Source organism: Candidatus Marinarcus aquaticus (assembly GCF_004116335.1).
GTDB classification, from domain to species: domain Bacteria; phylum Campylobacterota; class Campylobacteria; order Campylobacterales; family Arcobacteraceae; genus Marinarcus; species Marinarcus aquaticus.
Window position 1 is genome coordinate 362,490 of record NZ_PDKN01000001.1, and the last position, 17,118, is coordinate 379,607.

19 protein-coding genes are annotated in these 17,118 nt (G+C 35.2%); 15 read left to right on the forward strand and 4 right to left on the reverse strand.

What is annotated here, in order from left to right:
• The first annotated feature begins 65 nt into the window (after positions 1 to 65).
• The 9 genes from CRV04_RS01845 to CRV04_RS01885 all read left to right on the forward strand — a co-directional run bounded on the left by CRV04_RS01845 (position 66) and on the right by CRV04_RS01885 (position 9,230).
• On the forward strand, positions 66 to 1,736 hold the full coding sequence (locus CRV04_RS01845) for a 4Fe-4S dicluster domain-containing protein (RefSeq protein WP_128994916.1): 1,671 nt from the start codon (positions 66 to 68) through the stop codon (positions 1,734 to 1,736).
• Positions 1,729 to 2,337 (forward strand): TorD/DmsD family molecular chaperone, encoded by a 609-nt coding sequence (locus CRV04_RS01850; RefSeq protein ID WP_128994917.1) that lies wholly within the window; start codon positions 1,729 to 1,731, stop codon positions 2,335 to 2,337. Before CRV04_RS01845 ends, CRV04_RS01850 begins: the two co-directional genes overlap by 8 nt.
• A gap of 81 nt (positions 2,338 to 2,418) precedes the next feature.
• Positions 2,419 to 2,643, forward strand: a complete 225-nt coding sequence (locus CRV04_RS01855; RefSeq protein ID WP_128994918.1) for a formate dehydrogenase — start codon at positions 2,419 to 2,421, stop codon at positions 2,641 to 2,643.
• A gap of 15 nt (positions 2,644 to 2,658) precedes the next feature.
• Complete coding sequence (locus CRV04_RS01860) at positions 2,659 to 5,457, forward strand: molybdopterin-dependent oxidoreductase (protein ID WP_128994919.1); 2,799 nt, start codon at positions 2,659 to 2,661, stop codon at positions 5,455 to 5,457.
• Between the two features lie 10 nt (positions 5,458 to 5,467).
• On the forward strand, positions 5,468 to 6,058 hold the full coding sequence (gene fdh3B, locus CRV04_RS01865) for a formate dehydrogenase FDH3 subunit beta (RefSeq protein ID WP_128994920.1): 591 nt from the start codon (positions 5,468 to 5,470) through the stop codon (positions 6,056 to 6,058).
• Between the two features lie 9 nt (positions 6,059 to 6,067).
• Entirely contained in the window at positions 6,068 to 7,027 is a 960-nt protein-coding gene (locus tag CRV04_RS01870) for a cytochrome b/b6 domain-containing protein (protein WP_128994921.1), read from the forward strand.
• The gene (gene fdhD / locus CRV04_RS01875) at positions 7,024 to 7,857 is read left to right on the forward strand and encodes a formate dehydrogenase accessory sulfurtransferase FdhD (protein ID WP_128994922.1); all 834 of its coding nucleotides are present in this window, start codon (positions 7,024 to 7,026) and stop codon (positions 7,855 to 7,857) included. The genes CRV04_RS01870 and fdhD overlap by 4 nt, the downstream gene beginning before the upstream one ends.
• On the forward strand, positions 7,850 to 8,260 hold the full coding sequence (locus CRV04_RS01880) for a ModE family transcriptional regulator (protein WP_128994923.1): 411 nt from the start codon (positions 7,850 to 7,852) through the stop codon (positions 8,258 to 8,260). The genes fdhD and CRV04_RS01880 overlap by 8 nt, the downstream gene beginning before the upstream one ends.
• A complete protein-coding gene (locus CRV04_RS01885; protein WP_128994924.1) occupies positions 8,253 to 9,230 on the forward strand; it encodes a cysteine desulfurase in 978 nt (325 codons plus the stop codon). Before CRV04_RS01880 ends, CRV04_RS01885 begins: the two co-directional genes overlap by 8 nt.
• Positions 9,231 to 9,395: 165 nt before the next feature.
• Here the strand turns inward: CRV04_RS01885 and CRV04_RS01890 are convergent, their stop codons facing one another.
• Positions 9,396 to 9,698, reverse strand: a complete 303-nt coding sequence (locus tag CRV04_RS01890; RefSeq protein ID WP_128994925.1) for an NINE protein — start codon at positions 9,696 to 9,698, stop codon at positions 9,396 to 9,398.
• Between the two features lie 216 nt (positions 9,699 to 9,914).
• On the opposite strand from CRV04_RS01890, the gene CRV04_RS12935 reads away from it, so the two are divergent.
• The 3 genes from CRV04_RS12935 (at position 9,915) to CRV04_RS01905 (ending at position 10,931) form a co-directional block, all read left to right on the forward strand.
• Positions 9,915 to 10,124 (forward strand): hypothetical protein, encoded by a 210-nt coding sequence (locus CRV04_RS12935; protein ID WP_128994926.1) that lies wholly within the window; start codon positions 9,915 to 9,917, stop codon positions 10,122 to 10,124.
• Between the two features lie 42 nt (positions 10,125 to 10,166).
• A complete protein-coding gene (locus tag CRV04_RS12940; RefSeq protein WP_228126435.1) occupies positions 10,167 to 10,334 on the forward strand; it encodes a hypothetical protein in 168 nt (55 codons plus the stop codon).
• Between the two features lie 72 nt (positions 10,335 to 10,406).
• Entirely contained in the window at positions 10,407 to 10,931 is a 525-nt protein-coding gene (locus tag CRV04_RS01905) for a hypothetical protein (protein ID WP_128994927.1), read from the forward strand.
• 10 nt (positions 10,932 to 10,941) lie between these two features.
• Here CRV04_RS01905 and CRV04_RS01910 read toward each other — a convergent pair whose 3' ends face one another.
• Positions 10,942 to 11,916 (reverse strand): aldolase catalytic domain-containing protein, encoded by a 975-nt coding sequence (locus CRV04_RS01910; RefSeq protein ID WP_128994928.1) that lies wholly within the window; start codon positions 11,914 to 11,916, stop codon positions 10,942 to 10,944.
• 124 nt (positions 11,917 to 12,040) lie between these two features.
• On the opposite strand from CRV04_RS01910, the gene CRV04_RS01915 reads away from it, so the two are divergent.
• The 3 genes from CRV04_RS01915 (at position 12,041) to CRV04_RS01925 (ending at position 16,413) form a co-directional block, all read left to right on the forward strand.
• Positions 12,041 to 12,742, forward strand: coding sequence for an alpha/beta fold hydrolase (locus CRV04_RS01915; RefSeq protein WP_128994929.1), 702 nt, complete (start codon positions 12,041 to 12,043; stop codon positions 12,740 to 12,742).
• A 62-nt stretch (positions 12,743 to 12,804) separates the two neighbouring features.
• Positions 12,805 to 13,767 (forward strand): substrate-binding domain-containing protein, encoded by a 963-nt coding sequence (locus CRV04_RS01920; RefSeq protein ID WP_128994930.1) that lies wholly within the window; start codon positions 12,805 to 12,807, stop codon positions 13,765 to 13,767.
• The gene (locus tag CRV04_RS01925) at positions 13,768 to 16,413 is read left to right on the forward strand and encodes a PAS domain S-box protein (protein ID WP_128994931.1); all 2,646 of its coding nucleotides are present in this window, start codon (positions 13,768 to 13,770) and stop codon (positions 16,411 to 16,413) included.
• On the opposite strand, the gene CRV04_RS01930 is transcribed toward CRV04_RS01925, so the two are convergent.
• Both CRV04_RS01930 and CRV04_RS12835 read right to left on the reverse strand, forming a co-directional pair.
• Positions 16,410 to 16,865, reverse strand: coding sequence for a DUF2721 domain-containing protein (locus CRV04_RS01930; protein WP_128994932.1), 456 nt, complete (start codon positions 16,863 to 16,865; stop codon positions 16,410 to 16,412). The two genes, CRV04_RS01925 and CRV04_RS01930, sit on opposite strands and share 4 nt — an antisense overlap.
• The gene (locus CRV04_RS12835; protein ID WP_164969096.1) at positions 16,859 to 17,029 is read right to left on the reverse strand and encodes a hypothetical protein; all 171 of its coding nucleotides are present in this window, start codon (positions 17,027 to 17,029) and stop codon (positions 16,859 to 16,861) included. The genes CRV04_RS01930 and CRV04_RS12835 overlap by 7 nt, the downstream gene beginning before the upstream one ends.
• Positions 17,030 to 17,118 lie beyond the last annotated feature (89 nt).

Here is a 17,118-nt window from a genome sequence, read left to right on the forward strand (position 1 = left end):
TTAAGATATATTAAAGAGTTATAAAAATAAAATGGTAAATTATATTTTACCAAAAGGCATATTTTATGCAGGAATTTATCTATTATAACCCCAATTCTTTAGAATTTCCCTTAAATGAAGAGGTTTTAATCTCTTCAACCCTCAAAGAGTTAAAAGAGATTAACTGTATTGTCTCCAACAGTGATCAAGTCAATGCACAAGTGGTAGCAAAAGAGATTGATTTTTATATTCAAAATTCACAAGACAATTTGAGCAATAAAATGAAAAATGTGGGAAAACTCTACAAAATAAATGCGTTGCGTTTTGATTTATCTTTAGATATGGAACAAGAACTTCAAGTTGATAACCGAGTTTTACTCATTGGAACACAAGAGCAAAAAGATGATTTTTTAGGTTCTAAGTTGGCTTTAGAGTTCGAGTTTTATCATATTGATGCCTCTATTTTAAAAATGATCGATGGACATATGGGATCTTTTGAAGTTATAGTTGATAATGATGGTAAAGAAACCGTTCTTAAAGTATCACAAATTGTTTGGTTTGATGCCACAGAAACATTTGATCGTGCGGGGATTTATGATCCAATATCAAGCAGTCATGATGATGTCTTTGAACAACTTCTTCAAAATACAAAAGGGCATATTTATAAAAAATTTATTACATATGATAGTTCTATTTGTCAATATCATGATAGAAGAGATGAGGTCTGTGCTCAATGTGTCAATGTTTGTCCAACGGTTGCTATTACAAAAGATGATGAAAATAAACATCTTATTTTCAGTGATATTGACTGTTTAGGGTGTGGTGGATGTATCTCAGTTTGTCCAAGTGGTGCTTTGGATTATGCCCCCATGAACACAGAGAGCTTTTTCCAAATTTCCAGAATGTATGAAGGACATACTCCTTTAATTATCCCTGCTAAAATGAATATCCATGAAATCAATATTGAACTCAAGGAACACGTGCTTCCCTTGAGCATTGAGGGTGAGAAGTTTTTAGATGAAAGTAAACTATTAACTCTTTTACAAGAGAGCGGTTCTCAAATTGTTTTTTATACCGACTTCCTATCAAAAGGTACCACCGATGCCATTGATATCTTAAATCAAATTTATAAGAAAAAATACAACTGTAAAGCCATCCTTGTTGCTCAAAATGAACAGGAGTTACAAGCAGCCCTACAAGAGGTGCAATTTGTAGAAAACTCACGATACTCTATCAATCAAACCACAGAGAAAAAAAGAGAGAACTTTGCCATTCGACTTGAAAAGATTGTAGATGGTCAAGACTTAGGTCGAGTTATCACTGGACCAAGCGTGCACTATGCTAAGGTTAATGTAAACGAAGCAAACTGTACTCTATGTCTTTCATGTGTTGGGGCCTGTAACGTAGATGCACTTATTGCAGATGCAACAGATAACACTTTACAACTCAATTCAAGTTTGTGTACAGCCTGTGGTTATTGTGAACTCTCCTGTCCCGAAAAAGATTGTTTGAGTATCGAGCAAGATATGATAGAACTTCAACCTTCATGGTTTACTTACAATGTATTAGCACAAGATGAACTCTTTGCTTGTGTGGAGTGTGGCAAAGAGTTTGCAACCAAAAAAGCTGTTGAAAAAATTGCACACATGATGTCACCGATTTTTTCAAAGATGAGCAAAACAAAAGAGAGAACACTTTACTGTTGTGAAGATTGTAAAGCAAAATTAATGATACAAGAGGGATTATTACATGCATAATGAACAAATAAACCAAGCCAGAGTCTTTATTTATAACATATTAGCAATGTTATTTGTAGAAAGTCATGTAGAACATAATGCAGATAAAATTGTTCAAAATTTAGAAGTTCTTAGTGAAAATTCATTTGATGATGAAGTGGAAGAGGCAGTAAAATGTCTGCTTGAATATATTCAAGCAGAGGGTGTAAAGAGTTTGTATGAAAATTTTCAGAAACTCTTTTTAGTACCATTTGGAGAATATGTCTCTTTGAGTTGTTCTCAATATCATGAACAAAGAGAAGCAGGTTTGATGCTCATAAAGGTTCGAGATATATTGGCAAAAACTAAAATCAGAAAAGATGAGACACTCTTTAAAGCACAAGAAGATGATTTTGGATTTTTATTTACTTTGAGTGCTTATTTGATTGAGCAACAACAAATAAACGAAATAAAAGAGGATTTACAAAAACAGCTTTTTTTAGAGGTGATTAATCCTTATATTGATCATTTATCAATGGAGTTAGAGAAATCAAAAAACCCCATATATATCCATGCATCTACAATTTTAGCAAACTTTATACAGTTTGAACGAAGCTATTTAAAAATCATTAAAGCGGCCTAAGTAGCATAAGAGAGTCCCCATAAGTATTTATTGAAATATTTATGGGGGTTTTCGTACCCACAAAATAAAATAGGAGTTAATATGGCTGAAGAGTTTAACACAAGACGAAGCTTTATTAAACGAGCTGGAATCGCTGCTTCTGTTTTTGCAGGTTCTGCTGTCGCTGTGGCAGCAACAACACAAAGCAGAGATAGAGGTGAAGGAAGTGATTCTGGACATGGTGTTGCAGTAGGAATTGCACACAAAAAAGAAGTTTTATATAAAAAAACTCAGGCTTGGAGCGCTTTTTATAACGCTGCAAAATAACAAAAGGAGAAGAGAATGACAATGCTTAAAAGCTTTGGGAGAAGAAGTTTTCTTAAGATGGCTTCGTTAGCAACTGCTGCAACAGCAACGTCTGCATTTGCAAACACAGGTGTCTTAAGAGAAGCAAAGGAAGAGGAGATTAAAAATCCATTCCCAGGATCAAAGTTAGTAAAAACAGTCTGTTCATACTGTTCAGTAGGTTGCGGTGTTGTAGCTGAAGTACATAATGGAGTATGGGTAAGACAAGAGGTGGCATATGATCACCCAATCAGTCATGGGGGACACTGTTGTAAAGGTGCTGATATGATTGATAAAGCGAGAGCTACAAATCGTTTAAAATATCCAATGGAAAAAGTAAACGGAGAGTGGAAAAGAGTGAGTTGGGATAATGCCATGGGTAAAATCTCAGACAAGTTACAACAACTCAGAGAAGAGCATGGTCCAGATGCAGTCCAATTTATTGGTTCATCAAAAGTGAGCAATGAGCAAGCTTTTTATATCAGAAAATTTGCTGCAATGTTTGGTACAAATAACATTGACCAACAAGCAAGAATTTGTCACAGTCCTACCGTAGCAGGTGTTGCAAATACTTGGGGATATGGAGCAATGACAAATCACATTGGTGATATGCAAAACTCTAAAGCAATTATTATTTTTGGTGCAAATCCAGCATCAAATCACCCAGTTGCTATGCAACACATTTTAAAGTCTAAAGAACAAAATGGGGCTAAAATCATTGTTGTTGACCCTAGATACACAAAAACTGCTGCAAAAAGTGATGTGTTTTGTAGAATACGACCGGGTACAGACATTGCGTTTATGTATGGAATGATTCGAATCATTAAAAAGAACAACTGGTTTGATAAGCAGTTTTTAAATGACAGAGTATATGGTATTGAAGAGATTTTCAAAGAGTGTGAAGAGTATACGCCTGAACACGTTGAACATATCACAGGTTGTCCAAAAGAGACATTGATTCAAGCTACATCAATGTTTGCTAGTGCCGATCCAGGTTCATTGATTTGGAATCAAGGATTAACACAACATACTATTGGTTCATCAAATACACGACTTGCAACCATTGTTCAATTGATTTTAGGAAACATGGGTAAAACTGGTGGTGGATGTAATATTTTAAGAGGACATGACAACGTACAAGGTGCAACAGATTTAGGTTGTTTATCTCATACACTTCCTGGATATTATGGACTTTCTGAAGGTTCATGGAAATACTTCTCTAAACAGTGGAATGTAGACTATGACTGGTTAAAAGGACGATTTAAATCGAAAGAACTGATGGAATCGGAAGGTTTCAGTTTGAGTCTGTGGCTTCACGGTGTATTAGAGCAAAACAATGCTAAAAATAATGGTGGAAGTCCATTGCGAGCTTTAGTGGTTATTGGTAATGGTATTTCAACGATTACTCAAACGCATAAAGTAAAAGAGGCTTTAGATAAATTAGAACTGGTTGTTTTTGTTGACCCATTTGTTAATGATTCAGCTGTAATGACAACTCGAGAAAACAACTTATTTATGTTGCCAGTTGCAACTCAAATGGAAACATCTGGAAGTATCGTGAATACTTCACGAACTATTCAATGGCGATATCAAGTAATTGATCCATTGTATGAAGCAAGACCAGATCATGAAATCTTATTTGATTTTGCAAAAAGACTTGGGTTCTATGACCAGTACGTTGCTGGTATGGGTAAAGGAAAAGATTTTAAATGGCCTGAAGATGCAACCAATGAGATTGCACGAAGTCTTAAGACTATTGGTATGCAAGGACGAACAGCCGAGCGAATTAAAAATCATACCGATAATTGGCACTTGTTTGATTCAGTTTCTTTAAAAGGGAAAGGTGCACTTTCTAAAGAGTATTATGGATTACCTTGGCCTTGTTGGAATGAAAGCCATCCTGGAAGCCCAGTATTATATAATGTAAATCTTCCTGTTTCACAAGGTGGTATGGGATTTAGAGCACGATTTGGTACTGAGAGAAATGGAACAAATCTCTTAGCTGAAAAAGGTGTTGCTCCAGTAGGTTCACGAATCAAAGGTGGATATGCGGAAATTACGTATAAAAATATTGAAGAACTTGCAGGTGTAAAACTAAGTGCAGCAGAGAAAAAAGCAGTAGAAGGTAAAAACTGGAAGACAGATGACAGCGGTATATTAAATAAATATGCACTCAAAGCGGGACTTGCTCCATATGGAAATGCAAAGGCTCGAACCATCGTTTGGAATTTTACTGACCAAATCCCTAAACACAGAGAGCCGTTACACTCACCAAGACCAGACTTAGTAAAACAATATCCTGCGATTCGAGATAAGAAAAACTATTTCCGTACAGATGTACGATACGAATCTGAGCAAAATGCTCAAGAGTGGTCAAAAGATTACCCTACAAGTATTGTTTCTGGAAGAATTGTTGAACACTTTGGTTCAGGAACAGAAACAAGAGCATCTAAATATTTAGCAGAATTATCTCCTGAGATGTATGGTGAAGTTCATCCTAATTATGCAGCTTCTTTAGGAATTAAAGATGGTGAGATGATGTGGGTATATGGTACAGCAGAAGGGAAGATTAAGGTTCGTTGTAAGTACAGTCACACAGTGGCAGAAGGGTATGTATTCTTACCTCAAAACTTCTCAGGAGTATTCAGTGGTGAAAAACTTGATTACAGATATCCAGAAGGTACGCAACCATATATCTATGGTGAAGCATCAAACCAAATTACAAGTTATGGTTTTGACCAAGAGACAGGTTGTCCAGAGACAAAATGTTCACTTGTCAGATTAGAACGAGCATAGGAGAAGTAGTATGAGTAAACCAGATTTTGCACGGATGAAATTTTACTGCGATGAGAAGCTTTGTATTGATTGTAACGGATGTGTAGTTGCTTGTAAAGAGGCACATGAAGTTCCAGTTGGAGTAAATCGACGAAAAGTAGTAACGATAAATGAGGGAATCGTAGGACAAGAGATTTCTGTATCAATGGCGTGTATGCATTGCGCTGATGCACCTTGCCAACAGGTGTGTCCAGTAGACTGTTTTTACATCAGAACAGATGGAATTGTTTTGCATGATAAAGATAAATGTATCGGATGTGGATATTGTCTCTTTGCATGCCCATTTGGTGCACCACAATTTCCTAAAAATGGTGCTTTTGGTACTAAAGGAAAAATGGATAAATGTACTATGTGTGCCGGAGGACCTGAAGAGACAAATTCTCATGAAGAGTTTGAAAAATATGGACAAAATAGAATTGCTGAAGGAAAGGTGCCAATGTGTGCTTCAATGTGTTCAACTAAAGCATTACTCGTAGGTGATGCAGATGAAGTGGCATTGATAAAAACATACAGAGCAACCGCAAAAGGAAAAGGTATCCAAACTGAAGCGATGGGTTGGTAGGAACAGATAATGGAAAACAGCTCATTTTTTAAACGAAACAGAGCATACATTTTTACAATTCTTGGACTGTCAATCGTCGGGTTTGTATTTTTAAAATTTCTTATGATCATTGATTGGGAATATTTTATACAATATAAACTTGCAATTCTTATGACAGGGAACGTGGATGGAGTATTGGCTCCACCACACTCTGCATATGAAGCGATGGTAAATGCAGCCTTTGGTCCAAACTATGAAGCGTTTGCACCAGAGATTATCCGAGCAAGTAATGAGCGACAGCTTTTTATTTGGTGGGTATTTGTTGCAGAGATAGCGATTTTTTGTATTATGTATGTGATTCAAGGACGACGAGTTCCCAAAGTAACAAACTTCGATGATCAAGTAGTGGTGTTTAACCTCTTTCATCGAATTGTAATTTGGTTGAACGTTGCAATAGTTTTAACACTGATTATCACTGGATTTAATATCACTTGGGGATTGCGTTCAGGTGGTGGAGAGTTACCGTTTTTATTCAGAGGTACTCATGAAATCACAGGACTGATTTGGTTCCCTGTATGGTTGCTGATGAGTATCATTGCATTTAAAGACTCAAAACTTCTGTTCAAAAACAGTTTGACAAGAAAGATTATTATTCCAGGTACGTATAAACCGATGAAAAGAATCATCTATTTCTTCTTCGTGATTATGGGTGCTGGTTTATTAGTCAGTGGAGCAATTATTTGGTACTTGCATCCAGATGCATACACCAATGCACAAGTGATTCAATTTAAACGGTTAGTACTGTATATCCACTTTGGATCGAGTGTACTGATTATGTTCTTCTTGATGGACTTTATTTACTCTGCATTAGTAGCAGTAAAAGGGAATATCAAAGGTGTTATCACAGGGAAATACCCAAGAGAGCACTTAGAGCAAATCGCACCGGACGTATTAGCAGAAATTGAAGAAGCAAAAAGGGAAAAGGCATGACACAGCCAATAAGAAGTGAAAACTTCTCCCTTGTGCATGACAAGAACTTCAGTGAGTATTGCAAAGAAGTCATGATTGAAAAGTATGACCAAGCAAGCTTAGAATTGTGTGAAGATTTCGTCATCAAAGAGGAGAGAATAGAGTTCTCACTTAATTCAGATAAATTTCTTTCAGTCATGAGTATGGCACAACATCAAGATGCGCATATCATTGGGTTTTTACTCAGTGAAGCAGTGATTACAGCATTGGATGATGTTCAAGATATTCAAATAAGTCCCGATGGATTAAAAGTAAATGTCATAGCAAAAATTTCACAAGAGGGTTATGCCAACTTGTTTAAAGAGAAAACCTTGACCTCAGGATGCTGCGTAGGTGTAACAGGCAATGCCCAAAAGAGTTTTGAATGTGCATTTGTGAACACCAACTACAGTGTAGATGCGACAGAGATTTTAGCAAATATGCGCACCTTTAATACTCCCAGTGAATTGTTTGATAACACAGGATGCGTACATAAAGCAGAACTTGTACTAGAAGATGGTACAATATATACCACAGAAGATATTGGACGACATAACGCGATTGATAAAGTCGTAGGACAAGCGATTATGCAAAGAAAGAGTATCAAGAAATCGGTATTGTATGTGAGTGGTCGTCTCTCAATGGAGATGGTTGTAAAATGCGTGATGCATAAAATACCTGTGGTCGTATCAAAAGCGGCAGTGACCTTTCAAGGGATAAAAGCGGCGAACGAGCATGGAATCACACTTGTAGGATTTGCAAGAAACAAAAAAATGAATATCTATACACACTCAGGGAGAATTAATGTCTAAAACGTTTCAATTAGATGAAACACAAAAAGATTTAATATTGACAAATTTAGACAGTGATGGTGAATTATCGTGCTTAAAAGCATTTAAAGTCGCACGTTTAATAGGAGTAAAACCTATTGACATGGCAGACGTTTGTGAGAGCATCAATATCAAAATTACCAACTGTGAGTTGGGCGTATTTGGAAAACTTGATTTTCACGATGCCTCTTTACAAACCTATCAAAATTTAGCTCAAAACTATACACAAGATAAACGAATGGAGTGCCGAATCATTTGGGATGAAGCACAAAAATCGACACTTAAAAACGTGGGTTCTACCGTAAAACACTCTGATATTGAAGTGACCAATTGTCAGTTGGGATGCTTTCGTGAACGAAAAGGTAAAAAAGAACTCAATGATTAAACTTAATCATTTACAATACTCTCGATCAGCGCATTTAAAGATTGACAATACTTACAGTATGAGTGCATTAGTTGAAAACACCACTTTTGAAGAGCTTTGCATAAAATATAAAGAACATTTTGGATACTTAAAACTCAAAACTTTTGCCTTTAGCAAAGAAGGATTTTTAGGTTTATTATTGGAACTTAAAGGAACCGTTGCAATTGGTATGGGTGAAACACTGCATTTAATTCAAGCAGGAAAACTTTATGAATCTTTAGGCTTTGAGGTTATTTGGTTGCCTTTACAAAAAGATGGCAAAGTAAATTTATCACTTTTAGATAAAGAGTCGATAGATTTTCTTTTCTTATCTTCTTATGTGGCTGACACTTTTATGCAAACAAGTATTAAAGAAGTCAAAGAGAAGACATCTGCTATGGTGATTTCAAATGGTACAGCACATATAGACCAAGCAAGTGATGCTTTGTATTTAGACCCTTATAAACTCTTTGGTTTTAATACTTCAGGGGTACTTCTTTTTAACAATGAGAGTTTTGAACTGCTTTCAGTGGGTGCCATTGATACTCTCAGTGCCAAACTTTTGTTTGATACAAAAACAACACAAGTATTGAATAGCACACTTAAACCGCAATTCATAGAAGCACTACAAATATTTTTTAAAGAGGATATCTACTTTTTTGTGGACTCTAAAGAGACACTGCCATACACTTTGCACTTTGGACTTAAAGGGATAAAAGCACGAGAGTTTATTCGCACCTTAGCACTCAATGAAATCTATATTTCAAATGGGGAAGGGTGCTCTTTGGGCTTATCAAAACCTTCTCGTATCATACAAGCGATGGGGTATGATGAAACCAGCAGTCGCAATGCGATTGTATTGTCGTTTAGGGATGAAATGAGTGATGAGGAAGTGCAGAAATTAACTAAGCTTATGTATCTTAAATATAAACAAATCAAATCATTTTCATAGCTACATTTTAATTCATCTTTTGCCCAATTTCTTCGTTAAATAAAAGTTTTATCTACTCATTGGCTTTAAGCCAAATCCTACGATAGAACTTCTCTTTGCCTCAAACTAAAACAAAATATAAATTAAACTGTAGCTATGCTTTAGATAATAATACTTATTGTAATTTTAAGCATTATTCATTTGTTGTTTTTCGTAGTTATTTAATACTTCAAGGTTCTGTAGTTTAACAATTTTGTGTAAATTAAAACCATCAATAATCCACCAAATAAAAAGACCTACAAAAATAAAATAACCTATAATTGCAAATAATGTAATTGCTGCAACAATAAATAATACAATATATAGCCACCCTTTACTTTGTCCAGTATAAAATCTGTGTGCTCCAAATATTCCTAAAAACCACCAAAGCACATATGCTAAAATTACATTTTGCTGTTGAACTTTCACTTTTTCTAATTCAATATCCATTGAATCTCCTTTAAATAAAATACAATATTATAGTGACTTTTAAATAAAGTAATAATAGTTTTAAAATAATTACATAAAAGTTACAACTAAAAATATTTTTTTTAGTTTATACACGTGGTATATTTTTCATAAGAGTTTTATATAATAATGATAATGAATATTAATTATATATAAAGGAAACGAGGCGTATAATTCCTGCAAAAAAAAGGAAGAGGTATGCACAAAACCATCAAACTCATTCGACTCTCACTGGGAGTCATATTTTTGTGGTATGGATTTTTAAAATTCTTTCCACACTTAAGTCCTGCGGAGGTTTTAGCTACTAAAACGATTGATATTTTATTTTTTGGTTTCTTTTCACCTGAAGTCTCTATTAAACTTCTGGCCCTTTGGGAAGTTGTTGTTGGAGTAGGGTTTTTACTTTGAGTCTACACTCGTTATGTCGTTATTCTGTTTTTAACACACATGGTGTGCACATTTACACCCTTGGTGATTCTGCCTGAGCTTTCATTTACTCAAGCTCCGTATGCATTTACACTGGTGGGGCAATATATTGTCAAAAATGTGGTCTTTATTTTAGCAGGTATTTTAATCTATCAAGAGAGTAAAAAAGAGCGACAACAAGCTCTGATTTAAACAATTTTTTCTTATATTTCAAGGGTGCTTTAACAAAAAAGAATTATAATAAAATCACAAAAAGGAGATTTTATGAATAAAAAAACGTTATTGCACCTATTTGGTACACTTTTGATTGGTTTTTGGATCGTAGGATGTGCGAACTTAGAACCACGTATTATCAGCTCTAAAGATTATGATGTGAAAAACAAGTTGGTTTTTAATGCTTCACAAGAGAAAATGGTTAAAGCTTCAAAAGAGGTTTTCCAACTCAAAGAGTGGGATCTCTTTTATGAAGGCGAAGAAAAACCGAGTAAAACATACAGCTATTTTAGCAGTCATGGTGGACCATTTAATTATAAAAACTATGACAATGTGGCTTGGAACCAAAGCTTGATGTCTAAACTGCAACCCACTTATTATATCACGGGTAAAACACCTACATCGGCGTTCAGTTTTGGTGCAGAGTTTTTTATTGTGCTGTACAGTTCAGATGACCACATCACGGTTGCACAAGTGACCATGGCAAGTAATCAAATCGCAGAGAAAGATAAGTTAGAAGGGTATATTCAAGAGTATGCTGCCCTATTGAATGAGCAGCTTAATAAAAACCAGTAAGAGCTGGTTTTTAACTGTACTCTTCTGTGAGTTTATTGTAAAACTTCACATATTCAGTGTCACCTGTGTCTCGTGCTTTCATTGCAGGACGTGGGTGTTCATTAAGTTTACCTGTAATCATGTATGGCACAGAGTAACCCCAGTCAAGCTCTTTTTCAAGATCAACAATATAATCTTCAATGAATTTAAGCACAGGAAGCAGTTTGTATTTTGGGTTCTTTAAAAATCCAACTAAAAGCTCCATTGGACAGTTTCCTGCTCCTCGTCCAAGTCCTGAAACTGTTACGTCTAAATAACTTGCACCATACATCATTGCTTCAAGTGTATTGGCGTATGCCAGTTGTAGGTTGTTGTGTGCATGAATACCGATTTGTTTCCCGTTATTTTGAGCTACATTAAGGTACTTCTCCGTTAGGGCATTGATTTGTTCAGGGTAGAATGAACCAAAGCTGTCTGCAATATAGATGATATCTACATTCGTTTTGCTCAATTCATTTAACACATCATCCAATTCATGGTCAAATGATTTTGAAATCGCCATGATATTACAGGTTGTTTCATACCCTTTTGCATGAAAGTCTTCAATGAGTTCAATCGCTTCAGGCAGTTGGTGAATGTAGGTTGCAACACGAATCATGTCAATCACACTTTCAGATTTTGGTGGAATCTCTTCTTTAATCGTTCTTCCAACATCGGCCATGGTTGCGAGTTTTAAACTCGTATTGTTTTCACCTACAATTCTTCGAATGTCCTCTTCTTTACAGAAGTTCCAACACCCATACTCTTCCGTACTCATAACCGTTGGAGAAACATTCTTTCCAATCTCCATGTAGTCAATACCAGCAGCAACACACATCTCATATTGTGCTTTTACAAACTCATCTGTAAAGTGGTAGTTATTAACCAACCCACCATCTCGAATCGTACAATCAAATACTTTGATATCTTCTCGTGCTAACAGCATGGAACCCTTCTTCTCAATCATTGTATGTCCTACTTTGAATAATTTTTTGTAATAATAGCGCAAAGGGTCTCAAACCAATATTAAGGTTGTGTCAGATTTATGTCAAGTGCCCAAATTTGAAGTGATTTTTAGCTAAAATGATTTCATGAAAGAAAAAGTATATGTACTGCCTGGCTTGATGTGTGATGAACGTTTATTTGTATCCTTAACACCTTATATTCAAAACCAATTTGAAATCATCTTTGTTGCAATTCCCTTGGCTCAAACGGTAAAAGAGATGATTGAAAAACTTGAGAAAATTTTCCCTTTAAAACCCATTAATCTTCTGGGATTTTCTTTAGGTGGTTATGTGGCTTCGTATTTTGCTGTAAAACATCCCCAGCGAATAAAAAGAGTATTTATAATGGCCTCTTCGGTGTGCAGTATGCCTCAAACAGAGATACAAAAGCGTCAAGAGGTGATTCGCTTTGTTGAAAAAAATGGCTTACAAAAGCTAAGTCAAAAGCAGATTTTGAAACTTTTAGATCCTATTAACCATCAAAATGATGAACTTAAAGCGTTGATACAAAACATGTATGTTGATTTGGGAGAAAAGGTCTTTAAACAGCAAATACAAAGCACCCTTTATCGAGAAGATTTAAGTGAACAACTCAATGCACTCTCAATCGTGTTGTGGTTTTTTTATGCCCAAAATGATCAAATGATTGATCACAGTTGGTTTGATTTGATTAAAGAAAATGAAAGACATAAAATATTTACACATCAAAGCCACAGCCATATGTTGCCTCTTGAAGAGCCTCAAAAAGTGGTCGAACTTATTGATTTATGGTTACAAAGTGAAGATTAAATAAGTTGTGACACTTTTATTGATTATATGATAAAATGAGACAATTACTTTAAAGGCCAATAATGAAGCAGTTTAAACAAGCAGTATGGATGATAGTGGTTATGTTTGTTTGTGCATGTGCACAAGAAAATACAAACAAACAGATTGCATATATTGCTTCAGATAGATCGATTCCATTTTGGCAAATCATGGGCAAGGGAGTTGTTTCTAAAGCCTTAGAATATGGTTATGAAATTGAACTTCTGGACTCTAAAAATTTGGCAAAAGTGGAGTTAGAACATACCATTAAAGCCATACAGAACAGAGTGGATGCCATTATTATCTCTCCTACCAACTCTTCACGATGTGTTACTGTTTTAAAGCTTGCACAAGCAGCCAATATCCCTGTGGTGGTTTTAGATATTGGAACAGATGCAGGAGAGTATCTCTCTTTTATCTCTGCGGATAATAAAAAAGGAGCCTATGATATTGGTAAAGTATTGGCAAATAAGATGAAACAAAAAGGCATTGAAACAGGAGAGGTGGGCATTATTGCTATTCCGCAAAAGCGTCTTAATGGACAACTCAGGACCACAGGTTTTATGCAAGCCATGCAAGAAGAGGGGATTAAAACAGCGGACATCAAACAACAAGTGAACTTCTCATTAGAAGAGACCTATATGTTCGCCAATGAGCTTATAATCAAATACGATGATCTCAAAGCGATTTGGCTGCAAGGTTCTGACAAATATCAAGGCGCACTCAATGCCATTAAAGATGCCAATAAAGAAGGCGAAATATTGCTCATTACTTTTGATGCTGAGCCTGAATTTTTGGAGCTTATTCCCAAAGAGGTGCTTGTAGGAGCAGCAATGCAACAACCTTTTTTAATGGGTCAAGAAGCAGTTGTTGTTTTACATGAACACTTTAATGGTAATGCCGTGGCACGAAACATTCAACTGCCTATTTTAGCAATCTCTCAAGAGAACATACACGAAAAACTCTTCATCATTAAACGAAACGTATTGGGATTAGAAGGAGAATAGATGCAAAGAAAAGGAAAACAATCCATATATTTGACACTCAGTCTTATTATCATACTTACTGTAACCATCACGATGAGTATACATGCTTCTTATTCTTACTTTACCACCAAAAAAAACCTTATAGAACAGATGAAAGTGGATTCGGATAATACGGTACAAGCTCTTCAAAAAAACATTAAAAAACTCATTGAGTCTTATTCTGTTCATGAATATGAGAATGTGATACGCCATGAGTTGGCTCGTCGAAATATATACGCGATTGTGATTGAAGATTTTAACATGGGTAAAATTATGGGACAAGAGGAGTATGTGACGGGTTATATTAAACAAAATAATAATATCACGTTATTGTATGATGCTAAAAGTAAAGAGCATCAAACATTGTTACAACAAAGTTATTGGGTTAAGAAACATCTTATTTTTGATAACAATAAAAAAGAGTTGGGAAAACTCTATGTCTATGTCTCTGATACAAACATGCAAGAAGTGTTGCATAACATCATTCAACAAACGTTGATTAATACCGTGGCCATCTCATTCTTTTTAGTCTTGGCCCTGTTTGTAAGCATTCGTGCTTTTATTTTTATGCCCATGGGAGAGATTATTCAACGATTGCAAGAGCAAGATAAAGATGGTATTCCTTTGAAAAAAATCAAAAGCAGCTCTTTTCTAGAAGTGGATTGGTTGGTGGATGCAATTAATAACATGATTGATACTATTCGACAATCACAGCGTTCAATGAGTGAACTGAATGAACGTTTAGAGTTGGCTTGGGAAGGGGTTAATGATGGTATTTGGGATTGGCAAATACAAAAAGATGAAGCCTATTTTTCTCAACGATGGAAAAGCATGTTGGGGTATGAAGATGATGAAATAGACACAAAACCTGCCAGCTTTTTTAACTTAGTTCATGAAAAAGATAAAAAAAGAGTAGAAGCAGTGCTGGAAGCGCACTTTAAAGATCCTACGCATAACCCGTATTATTTAGAAGCCAGATTGTTGTGTAAAGATGGAAGTTATAAGTGGGTTTTACTTCGAGGAAAAGCCAATTTTGACAAAAAAGGCCGACCTGTTCGTATGGTTGGGTCTCATACGGATATTGATCAAACGAAGAAAATCACTGAATTGATTAATAAAGCTGAAGTAAAGTTTCATACTCTTTTTCAAGAGTCGTTGGATGCGATTGTATTGTTGGATTTACAAACACAAACATTCATTGAATTTAACCATAAAACACTTTTACAATACGGTTACACAGAAGAGGAGTTTAGAAAACTTTCACCACAAGATTTAAGTTTTGAGTTTATCAATTCTGAAGAGTTGAAAGCCAAACAACAAGAGATTGTACGCAAAGGGTGGGATCATTTTTTAACCAAACATAAAACCAAAGATGGGAAAATACTTGATGTGGCAGTCAAAAGTAAATGCATCTATTTGGACAAGAAGGAGGTGCTTTATATCACCTTGCATGATATCACAAAAGAAAAAGAGAATGAACTCAAACTGGCACGTTCTTTGGAGCTACAAACACGTATTTTTGACCATGTGGGCTATATCTTAATTCGTACGGATGAACATGGTGTGATTCAACAAATCAATAAAGAGGCTGAAAAAGTCTTGGGATACAGTGCAGATGAATTAGTAGGGAAGTATACTCCTGAAATTTTACACTTAGAGAATGAAGTGATTGCTCGAAGTACAGACTTTTCAAAAGTGCTTAATCAACCTATTAAAGAAGGGTTTGAGACCTTTGTGATTAAGAGTACTTTGGATTTGGAGAATGAACATGAGTGGACGTATGTGACGAAAAAAGGGGTAAAAATCCCCGTGATTTTAAAAGTATCTGCACTCAAAGATAAAGCAGGACATATCTATGGTTATTTAGGTATTGCACAAGATTTAACGCAACGAAAACTCATGGAGTCTCAATCTAAATTGGCATCCATGGGAGAGATGATTGGCAACATTGCACACCAATGGCGACAACCACTGAGTGTGATTTCTACCATTGCAAGTGGGGTGAAAGTCAAAAGTGAATTTGGTCAGTTCAGTATAGAAGAGATGATACCCGATATGGATAATATTGTTGCTCAAACCCAATATCTCTCAAAAACCATTGATGATTTTCGTGATTTTATTAAAAACAGTAATAAAAAAGAGCCCTTTTCAATTGTAAACAGCATTGAGAAAACACTTAATATCTTACACTCTTCAATGGTCAATAACAACATTGAGATTGTGTTGGATTTGGAAGATGATATTAAAATTGATGGTTTTAAAAACCAATTGATACAAGCGTTGATTAATATTATTAATAATGCCAAAGATGCCATCAAAGAGAACGTAAAAAAAGATCAAGATCGATTGATTTTTATTGCTACGCATCAAAAAGAAAATGCTTTAGAATTGAGTATTAAAGACAGTGGAGGCGGTATTAAAGAAGCCATTATAGGAAAAATATTTGAACCTTATTTTACTACTAAACATCAAAGTGTGGGTACGGGAATTGGGCTTTCTATGGCACATCAAATCTTAACACAACATCACAATGCACGTATTACAGTGCACAATGAAAACTTTAATTATAAAGATAAAAACTATACTGGAGCGTGTTTTCAGATCTATTTTTTTAATTCCAAAGCTTAAGGAATATAACTCTGTTTTGATTTGATAAACGTTGTAGTAAAGAAAATCTCTTTTAAAAAAAGAATCAAAGCAATGATTAAAGCAACCATTGCAGAAATAAACAAGCTTGAGATAAAGAGTGAACTTTTAAAACCAAACAGTGCACTTAAAAACATCGTTACAATGACCACGGCAATTAAAAGCCCTGTAAGAGTGCAACAAAGAATGGCCCAGTTGGTATTGGTCATTCTCATGGTTAAGAACTCTCTTCGTTCTTTGATGGGTTCAAATCCTTGTTTATTCTCATTTTCAAACTTATCCAAACGTTCAATTTTATCAATAATACGTGAAAGTCTTCCTGTAAAAACATTGAGTAATCCAGCAACGGCTGCAAGTAAAAATACAGGCGCTACAGAGAGTTGGATAAAGTGTGAAACAGAAGTAACAATTTGAGTATTTTCAAAGTTTAACATTGATGGTCCTTATTAATGGTGATAATCCAATCCTTGCATTTGGGAATATTTTTAATTTTTTTAAGCTCTTTTGGTGTCAGTGTTCGATACTGCATCATGCTTCCATCAAAGATAATGACACTGATTTTTTCTTTTGTAAAGAGCGCTTTTATTTTTTTGATCATGACTATTTTATTTTGCACTGCCCAAATTGACAACGTAAAAATTTAATGACATAGTATAAAAAAACCAATCCCAATATGATTTCAAAAAT

Excerpts from the sequence above, each read along its gene's own strand:
- fdh3B (WP_128994920.1), top strand. The coding sequence starts at position 5,468 with ATGAGTAAACCAGATTTTGCACGGATGAAATTTTACTGCGATGAGAAG.
- CRV04_RS01930 (WP_128994932.1), bottom strand. The coding sequence starts at position 16,865 with ATGTTAAACTTTGAAAATACTCAAATTGTTACTTCTGTTTCACACTTT.
- CRV04_RS01910 (WP_128994928.1), bottom strand. The coding sequence starts at position 11,916 with ATGATTGAGAAGAAGGGTTCCATGCTGTTAGCACGAGAAGATATCAAA.
- CRV04_RS01920 (WP_128994930.1), top strand. The coding sequence starts at position 12,805 with ATGAAGCAGTTTAAACAAGCAGTATGGATGATAGTGGTTATGTTTGTT.
- CRV04_RS01860 (WP_128994919.1), top strand. The coding sequence starts at position 2,659 with ATGACAATGCTTAAAAGCTTTGGGAGAAGAAGTTTTCTTAAGATGGCT.
- CRV04_RS01915 (WP_128994929.1), top strand. The coding sequence starts at position 12,041 with ATGAAAGAAAAAGTATATGTACTGCCTGGCTTGATGTGTGATGAACGT.
- CRV04_RS01850 (WP_128994917.1), top strand. The coding sequence starts at position 1,729 with ATGCATAATGAACAAATAAACCAAGCCAGAGTCTTTATTTATAACATA.
- CRV04_RS01925 (WP_128994931.1), top strand. The coding sequence starts at position 13,768 with ATGCAAAGAAAAGGAAAACAATCCATATATTTGACACTCAGTCTTATT.
- CRV04_RS01880 (WP_128994923.1), top strand. The coding sequence starts at position 7,850 with ATGTCTAAAACGTTTCAATTAGATGAAACACAAAAAGATTTAATATTG.
- CRV04_RS12835 (WP_164969096.1), bottom strand. The coding sequence starts at position 17,029 with ATGATCAAAAAAATAAAAGCGCTCTTTACAAAAGAAAAAATCAGTGTC.
- CRV04_RS01905 (WP_128994927.1), top strand. The coding sequence starts at position 10,407 with ATGAATAAAAAAACGTTATTGCACCTATTTGGTACACTTTTGATTGGT.
- CRV04_RS01845 (WP_128994916.1), top strand. The coding sequence starts at position 66 with ATGCAGGAATTTATCTATTATAACCCCAATTCTTTAGAATTTCCCTTA.
- CRV04_RS01870 (WP_128994921.1), top strand. The coding sequence starts at position 6,068 with ATGGAAAACAGCTCATTTTTTAAACGAAACAGAGCATACATTTTTACA.
- CRV04_RS01855 (WP_128994918.1), top strand. The coding sequence starts at position 2,419 with ATGGCTGAAGAGTTTAACACAAGACGAAGCTTTATTAAACGAGCTGGA.
- fdhD (WP_128994922.1), top strand. The coding sequence starts at position 7,024 with ATGACACAGCCAATAAGAAGTGAAAACTTCTCCCTTGTGCATGACAAG.
- CRV04_RS01885 (WP_128994924.1), top strand. The coding sequence starts at position 8,253 with ATGATTAAACTTAATCATTTACAATACTCTCGATCAGCGCATTTAAAG.
- CRV04_RS12935 (WP_128994926.1), top strand. The coding sequence starts at position 9,915 with ATGCACAAAACCATCAAACTCATTCGACTCTCACTGGGAGTCATATTT.
- CRV04_RS01890 (WP_128994925.1), bottom strand. The coding sequence starts at position 9,698 with ATGGATATTGAATTAGAAAAAGTGAAAGTTCAACAGCAAAATGTAATT.